Here is a 3,284-nt window from a genome sequence, read left to right as displayed (position 1 = left end):
GGGCGGCGGAGGCGGGGGCGGCGACGCTCAGGGCGCCGCCGAGGAGCGCGGAGACCGCGACGGCCAGGACGGCCCGTTCGCGGGCGCGCGAAGCTCTGTTGACGTGCATGGTGGAGTGAACTCCCTCGTACGAGGAGAAGTTGGTCTGTGGTGTGCTGCGCGGCCGGCCGGAAGCGGCCGGGGCGGGCCGGTGGGCCGGAATCAGCCGGGGCGGCCGAGGGTTCAGCCGAGGCGGCCGACGGTGCGGGTGCTCAGGTCGACGACGAGGGACCTGGTGTCGATCCACGGGCCGTTCTTGACCTTCGTGACGACCTGGAGGCAGCGGTGCTCGCCGCACTCGGCCAGGCCGGAGGGCACGCGCTTGACGGTCTCCTTGCGGAAGACCATGCCGCTCAGCTGGAGCTGCTGCGGGCCGGTCAGCGCCTTGCCCGTGGCGTGCTCGAAGTCCTTCTTCAGGCCCTTGCCGAGCGGGTCGCCGATCAGCAGCCTGGCGCCCTCGGCCAGCTCTTCCTGGCTGGGCGGCGGCTGGACGTGCCGCGCGGTGGTCGTGTCGTCGACCTTGCCGGTGTCCAGGTTGACCGTCTTGGTGATGACGGCGTCCTTCTTGTAGTCGTAGTAGACGACTTCGGCGCGGCGCGGGGCCGCTGCCCCGGCGGCGGCCGGATCCGGCTCGCTGAGGTTCGTGGACAGCAGCTGCGGGCCGCGGTCCCCCTCCACGTCCCGGGCGCTCGACCGCAGCTGACCGGTGGCCGAGGCCTTCTCGGCGCGCTCGATCTCCGCGTCGGTCAGCGGGTCACTGCCGATGCCCTTGGCGCCCTCCTCGGGCGCCGCCTCGACGACACCGTCCTTGGCGATGGCGTCCTGCTTCGCCGCTGCCGCGTTGGCCTGGCGGTCCCCCGACGCGCCCGCCTCCGAACCCGGCAGATTGACGCCGACCAGTACGGCCGTCGCGGTCGCCGCGACGGCCGCGCCCGCCACCACCTTCCCGAGGTGGCGTCTGACTATCTCTCGCACTTACTCCCCCTACTCCTCTGGCGCCCCATTGATGGGCAAGCCGAGTATGTGGTCGGACGGTTAGACGGGTTCAACTCAAGGGTGGTTGCCCCACTTTCGGGGAGACTCTGGCCAATGTGGCCCCAACCCGAGGGGGCGTTAGTGAAAGAGTCATATTCATGCAGGTCTGGCCTGGGCAGGCGTACCCCTTAGGTGCCACGTACGACGGAGCCGGCACGAATTTCGCGGTCTTCTCCGAGGCCGCAGAGCGCATGGAGCTGTGTCTCCTGCACGACGACGGCTCGGAGACGGCCGTCGAGCTGCGCGAGTCCGACGCGTTCGTGCGCCATGCCTACCTCCCCGGCATCATGCCGGGGCAGCGGTACGGCTTGCGGGCGCACGGTCCCTACGCACCCGAGCAGGGGCACCGCTGCAACTCCGCGAAGCTGCTGCTCGATCCGTACGCGCGCGCGGTGAGCGGGCGCGTCGACTGGGGCGAGGAGGTGTACGGCTACCACTTCGAGGACCCCGGCCGGCGCAACGACCTGGACTCGGCGCCGCACATGATGACGTCGGTGGTGGTCAACCCGTACTTCGACTGGGGCGACGACCGGCCGCCCCGCACCCCGTACCACGAGACCGTGCTCTACGAGGCCCATGTGAAGGGCCTGACGATGCTGCACCCGGACCTTCCGGACGAACTGCGCGGTTCGTACGCGGCGCTGGGCCACCCGGCGATCATCGAGCACCTCAAAGGGCTCGGCGTGACCGCCCTGGAGCTGATGCCGGTCCACCAGTTCGTGAACGACCACCGCCTGGTGGACATGGGCCTGAACAACTACTGGGGCTACAACACCATCGGTTTCTTCGCCCCCCACAACGCGTACGCCTCCTGGGGCGACCGCGGCGAGCAGGTCCTGGAGTTCAAGCAGGCCGTGAAGGCGCTGCACGAGGCGAACATCGAGGTGATCCTGGACGTCGTCTACAACCACACGGCCGAGGGCAACCACCTGGGCCCCACCCTGTCCTACAAGGGCCTGGACAACGCCTCGTACTACCGCCTGATGGACGACCCCCGCTACTACATGGACACCACGGGGACGGGCAACTCGCTGCTGATGCGCTCGCCGCACGTACTCCAGATGATCATGGACTCGCTGCGGTACTGGGTCACGGAGATGCGGGTGGACGGCTTCCGCTTCGACCTCGCGGCGACGCTCGCGCGCCAGTTCCACGAGGTGGACCGCCTGTCGTCGTTCTTCGACCTCGTCCAGCAGGACCCGGTGGTCAGCCAGGTGAAGCTGATCGCCGAGCCCTGGGACGTCGGCGAGGGCGGCTATCAGGTGGGCAACTTCCCGCCCCTGTGGACCGAGTGGAACGGCATGTACCGCGACACCGTGCGCGATCTGTGGCGGGGTGAGCCGCGCACCCTCGCGGAGTTCGCCTCCCGGCTGACCGGTTCATCCGATCTCTACCAGGACGACGGGCGCCGCCCGCTGGCGTCCATCAACTTCACCACCTGCCACGACGGTTTCACGCTGCACGACCTCGTCTCGTACAACGAGAAGCACAACCACGCGAACGGCGAGAACAACCGGGACGGCGAGAGCCACAACCGCTCCTGGAACTGCGGCACCGAGGGCGAGACGGACGACCCGGCCGTGCTGGCGCTGCGCGAGCGGCAGATGCGGAACTTCATCGCGACGCTGATGCTCTCCCAGGGCGTGCCGATGCTCAGCCACGGCGACGAGTTCGCGCGCACGCAGGGCGGCAACAACAACGCGTACTGCCAGGACAACGAAGTGGCGTGGGTGCGCTGGCCGGACGGCGAGAGCCCGATCCTGGAGTTCACGCGTGCGATGGCGATGCTGCGGCGGGACCACCCGGTCTTCCGCAGGCGCCGGTTCTTCCACGGCCGCCCGGTGCAGGGCACGCGCGACGAGCTGTCCGACATCGCCTGGTTCACCCCGGAAGGCGGGGAGATGGAACAGCACGACTGGGACGCCTCGCACGCGCGGGCGCTGAGCGTGTTCCTGAACGGCAACGCGATCTCGGAGCCGGGGCCCCGGGGCGAGCGGATCTCCGACGACTCGTTCCTGCTGATGTTCAACGCGTCGCCGGAGCCGCTGGAGTTCGTGGTGCCGGTCAACCACGGCCGCCAGTGGCAGGTCGTGGTCGACACGGCGCGCGCGGACGGTGTGCCGTTGGAGCCGGGTCCGAAGGTGGGGGCGGGCGACCGGCTGACGCTGACCGACCGCAGCCTCACGGTCTTGCAGCGTCCGGCGTGACGG

The 3,284-nt window shown here is 69.5% G+C and carries 2 protein-coding genes; one reads left to right on the top strand and one right to left on the bottom strand.

Features of this window, described 5'->3' with window-relative positions:
* Positions 1 to 222: 222 nt before the first annotated feature.
* Positions 223 to 1,014, bottom strand: coding sequence for a Tat pathway signal sequence domain protein (locus GKQ77_RS30425; protein ID WP_219692344.1), 792 nt, complete (start codon positions 1,012 to 1,014; stop codon positions 223 to 225).
* 158 nt (positions 1,015 to 1,172) lie between these two features.
* Here GKQ77_RS30425 and glgX point away from each other — a divergent pair, with 158 nt between their 5' ends.
* Positions 1,173 to 3,281, top strand: coding sequence for a glycogen debranching protein GlgX (gene glgX, locus GKQ77_RS30420; protein ID WP_219692343.1), 2,109 nt, complete (start codon positions 1,173 to 1,175; stop codon positions 3,279 to 3,281).
* The last annotated feature ends 3 nt before the right edge of the window (positions 3,282 to 3,284 follow it).

This window comes from Streptomyces anatolicus (genome assembly GCF_019400875.1).
Taxonomy (GTDB): domain Bacteria; phylum Actinomycetota; class Actinomycetes; order Streptomycetales; family Streptomycetaceae; genus Streptomyces; species Streptomyces anatolicus.
The sequence above is the reverse complement of the archived record's forward strand: the minus strand, read 5'-3'. Positions and strand labels throughout refer to the sequence as shown.

Bases quoted from the DNA above. Each gene is read 5' to 3' on its own strand.
- glgX (WP_219692343.1), top strand. From the start codon at position 1,173: ATGCAGGTCTGGCCTGGGCAGGCGTACCCCTTAGGTGCCACGTACGAC.